General features: G+C 62.4%; 1 protein-coding gene and 1 pseudogene. Both read left to right on the top strand.

Annotation, left to right across the window (positions count from 1 at the left end):
• Nucleotides 1–537: pseudogene (locus BGN91_RS05290) on the top strand (hypothetical protein); the annotation flags it as partial.
• A 63-nt stretch (nt 538–600) separates the two neighbouring features.
• A complete protein-coding gene (locus tag BGN91_RS05285; protein ID WP_292611168.1) occupies nt 601–2,037 on the top strand; it encodes a toll/interleukin-1 receptor domain-containing protein in 1,437 nt (478 codons plus the stop codon).
• Nucleotides 2,038–2,092 lie beyond the last annotated feature (55 nt).

The following is a 2,092-nucleotide window of genomic DNA, read 5'->3' as shown; positions in this document are numbered from 1 at the left end:
GTTCTGCTGCAGGCCATTCGGGATGGGCTCGCGCTGTTGACGTGGCGCGCGGATACGTTCGCCTATGCCGAAAGCTACGACGAAGCGGCGTCACGCTATCGCGGGCTGCATGGTGGGCACGGCGTCAATATCTCGGCCGACAGTCCGGGGTTCCTCGTCAAGCCCGACCTGGCCAGCAAACAACTGGACGCTGAGACGCCGTCTCCGGGTAGTCCCGGTCCCACTCCCGGCCCTGGCGGTGGAGGGCCCGATCCTCGTCCCGGCCCCGGCGAAATACCTCCGACTCCGCCGGCCGCTCCACAGCTTCGGCGGTTCCACGGATCGGTGCGAGTGGATTCGACCCGCGTCGGGCGTGATGCCGGCCGCATCGCCGACGAGGTGATCGCTCATCTTGCCGGTCAGGTGGGCGCGGAAGTTACCGTCACCATCGAGATTGAGGCGCGACTCCCCAACGGAGCTACGGATCAACTTGTGCGCACGGTCACTGAGAACAGCCGCACGTTGAAATTCGACAGCCAGGGTTTCGAAACGGAATAGGGGGTCACGCATGGCTGATCGCCTTTCCACCATTCAATCAGCCTTGCGATTCGAGTTCGTTCTGTGACGTCGGCCGTGACTCAAGCTCATTCAACGAATGCGGACGCGGGAGAAGTTCGACCGGCGATCTTTATCAGCCACGCTGCGCCGGAGGACAACGCATTCACGCTTTGGCTCGGCGCCAAATTGGCGGCGCTGGGCTACGAGGTATGGGCGGACGTATTGCGATTGCGTGGCGGCGACGACTGGCAGCGCAAACTCGAGCATGCGCTGCGCGACCGGGCGGCGAAGGTCCTCCTGGTCGCCAACCCTCGAGCGGTCGACAAACAAGGTGTGCGGAACGAAATCCAGATCGCCTCGGACGTAGCGCGCAAGATCGGCGACCAGGAGTTTATCATCCCCCTCCGCCTCGCCCCTTTCGAGGCTCCATTCCTGATCGCCCATGCACAATACATCGACTTCCAACGCGGTTGGGCGGCCGGGTTGGCCGAACTGCTCGGGGTGTTGGGCGAGACCTACAAGGTCCCGCGACAAGAGAGCGATCAGAGCGCGATCTGGCGCGAAGTCCAGCTTGTCCATGCTCGAACAGTTTCGGCCACGCCGGAGCGGCTGATATCGAATTGGCTCGCGATCGAGCAATTGCCCGCCAAATTGCGGTTCTTCGAGTTTCGTGCCGGCGCCGAGCGTGCTGCGCAAGCTCGCATCAAGGATGCGCCCTGGCCGGTCGTGCCGTTTCGACGAGGGTTTCTGACCTTTGCGCGTATGGACGAGCTACAGGACCATTTCGGTCCATCACTGCCATTGAAGCTCCAGGGCGAGCGGCGCCTCGACGGTTTCCTCGAGGACGGGTGGTCGATGTTCGACATCGCGCGCGTCGATGCACGTAACAAGTTCAGCGACTTGGCGAGACAAGCGATTGAAACGGCGCTGCGCGGCCGCGGGCTTAAGGAGTTCGCACTGTCGGGATTCCAGACGGCATGGTGGGCGCCGCTCAATGCCGCACCGACTGGAAAAGTAGCTTTCCGTTGGGCGGACATCTCGGGCTTGCGCCAAATACAGGGGGTTTCGGCGAAACGCCGGATGAACTGGCATTTTGGTGTGAGCGTCGCGGTACGAACGGCGCCGCTTCGGCACGCTCGTGTCATCAGTCGGCTGATCTTCACTGAAGACGGGGAAAAACCCTTCGAAGATCCGGCAAAAATGCACAGGCTCCGCCGGTCCTTCGCCAAGACATGGCGCAACGCGCGTTGGCGCGACATGCTTCTCGCTTTCCTGCATTGGCTCGCGGATGGAGCCACCGAATGGCGCGTTCCGGTGACAAGCGATGAGGCCTTGGTTCTCACGCTACCCCCTGTGACGTGGATGGCGCCAGTGAGCATGCCGCTAGACGCCGAGACCCCCGAGGTGGATGACGATGACCCGAGCGACGATGAAGAAGTCGAGGAGTTCGAAGAAGAGGGGCTCAACGCGCCGTCGGACGCGGAAGACGACGAGCCGTAGGATATTCGAGCCGCGTCTCACCTATCTGCCCGAACCGCAGCTTGAATTTCGGTTC

It is taken from the genome of Nitrobacter sp. 62-13 (assembly GCF_001896955.1).
Lineage (GTDB): Bacteria > Pseudomonadota > Alphaproteobacteria > Rhizobiales > Xanthobacteraceae > Nitrobacter.
Note: the sequence above shows the minus strand (reverse complement) of the source record. Positions and strands in the feature narration are given on the sequence as shown.